The following is a 2,467-nucleotide window of genomic DNA, read 5'->3' on the forward strand; positions in this document are numbered from 1 at the left end:
GCCGACAGCGACTGGATGCCGGTAGAACTCCCAGCCACCGTCTTGCTGGAGGCTAGCCAGCCACCGCAGACACAGATTCAGCACCTATTGGAGGAGATAGGGAGGCTCCCGATGTGATCAACTGAGTATGTGACCGAGATTGAGTCTATCGCCGAGGAGACGTGTGAAGTAGGAGAGGAGGGTAGTGACATTCTCCCCGACACGCCCGTCGAAATCAGAGAGCTCCGACACAATGGAAAGTCAGATCGATACGTTCTTTTCCGAAATGTCTGGGGCCCAGAAGACGTGGAACGACCACAGTTCCGTGATGATATCGACAAGAGCGACTTGTTTGTCGCGTTCAGGCTTGACGAAGAGGGACAACTGACTGACTCAGCTGGATCCATCAGAGTTAGTCCGCTCTTCAGTTACCTCCCAGTGAAACAATATAGAGAAACGGACCTCGACTTTGTCGTCCATGCCGACTTTGATTTGACGCTCAACCGAGAGGATATCCAGCGGGGGAGCCCGTGGAACAAACAGGTCATTGAGGAGCTTAGGCGGCAGGTGTTGGTTCCTGTAGCGAAAACGATTGCAAATCACGAGACTTGGCAAGAACAACTCGAATACATAGTGCCAGAAGAGCAAGGGACCGAAGGACTCATTCACGACAGGTTACTAGGCGAGTTCGTCGAAGAGCTCAATTCGATGCCCCTGCTCCATATTGGGGGAGATCTCGACGAGGACGCCAACCCAGGACTCGTCGCGCCGGAGGACGCCGCAATTGTCGCTGACGACGTCATTAACCTCCTTGGACCGGCTACGACTTACGATGAGATCGGTTATTGGCCTGTCCTTGCTGAGCAGGAGGCTGTCATCAGTCGTATCGAAGACGATCCTGAAGAAAAAGAATTGAGTGAAGTCCTCAAGAACCTTTCATCCGGATTAGCGGCCGAACGTGACATGGACTGGTTCAGACGCGCGTTTGTCAGACTCGCCGGGTTCGATCCAACGACGACAGAGGTTCCAACTGTAGGGGAAATGGATGATGAAATAACCGTTGACGCCAGTAAACAAGATGCATTCACTAACGAGATCGTACCAATTGAGGGTGGTGATTTGGTCGCAGGTGCTGAAAACAAGTTCCGATGGGGAGATGTGAAACTTCAGCCAGAAGGAGGGTACGAAGGAATTGAAGGCGAAGTTCAAGAATTGACTGATAAGGCGGTGGTTGACTCCGAACTCTTCGAGGGAAGGTGGGGTCACGTGATTAGACTCCTATTCGACGAATTAGTGGATGAAGTCCTGACGACGGCAGAACTGCTTGCAGAGGCTGCGGCAAAAGGGACACTCAGTGAGATATCGGCCCGACGAATCGCCGAGTCGTACGCGAGCGAAACGAGTGTTGGCGAAACGACTTCAAAACTACTACGCGATTTGACCATCACTGGGGCAGAAAGCGATTTTCTCAATGAGATAGAACAAAATCCGGACCCCAAGGAAATCGGCAGCACAATTGAGCAGTGGGCGGTCAACAATTGGCCGGACCTGACATACCACGACAAAAAGGCCGTTCTCCGGTATCTAAAAACCCGGTTGGATGAATCCGACAGGAAGGAGTTAGACATTGACGGTTTGGACGATATCACGCTACCGAGGAAAGAAAATAATAAGTGGGTCGACACTGGACGACTCCTTTTCCCCGAGGAATTTAACCCAGTATATGATTATGAGCGTCTCATAAGGGAGTATCCAGAAGTCTTTGAGGATAGACGGGGCAGCAAGTACTGCTTTGTTGACCCAGGAATAATCAATGAAGACCCGGACACGTGGCGCACTCTTTTAAAGAAGTCACTTGGCGTAAGAGATGAGGTACCAAACAAGGAATTATCCGGGAAAATCGGCGAGGAATTCGCACGTGAGGAACTCGAAGACCGAGGTATCAATATAGTCGCGGACAATTCTGATCGGCGACAGGTAGGGTGGGACCTCAAAGATGAAGAGGGAAATTTCTACGAAGTGAAATCCCGCGTTGGTCGCGTCCAGAACATTGACCTTGAAGGCAAGCAGTTCAAGAAATTCGCGGACGCTCAAGAGGAGGATAGTGATTATGAGTACTACATCATCTCAGTCAGAAACTCACTTCGACCCGAAAACACGATGATTCAGGATATCTCCGACGTCGCTGACGTTCTTGATGCACAGGATAAGTTGAGTTTCGACCCTCGAAATACTGATGAAGAGGAACCAATCTAACGATGGAATTAGCTTGGTCTAATAAATATGAGTGCAGGAACGGTGCGTTCTTCGTTCGACCGAATCCCTCTTCCATACCAACACGAATATCATTCCAACCTAGTGTCAGTTGATCACATTGGGTTAGAGGAAGTGTCTGTTTGGACATGGTGTGAAAGAACTCCAAACAGACAACCAAATCGAAGAAGAGCATCTGCTTAATTTTGTCGTCAACACTCTTGACGAGGAACTC

The 2,467-nt window shown here is 50.0% G+C and carries 1 protein-coding gene; it reads left to right on the forward strand.

Annotated elements, in window-relative coordinates; all coding sequences use genetic code 11:
• Positions 1-129 precede the first annotated feature (129 nt).
• Positions 130-2,235 (forward strand): hypothetical protein, encoded by a 2,106-nt coding sequence (locus O2S87_RS18460; RefSeq protein ID WP_475410188.1) that lies wholly within the window; start codon positions 130-132, stop codon positions 2,233-2,235.
• Positions 2,236-2,467 lie beyond the last annotated feature (232 nt).

The sequence above is a fragment of the Halohasta sp. A2 genome (genome assembly GCF_056175805.1).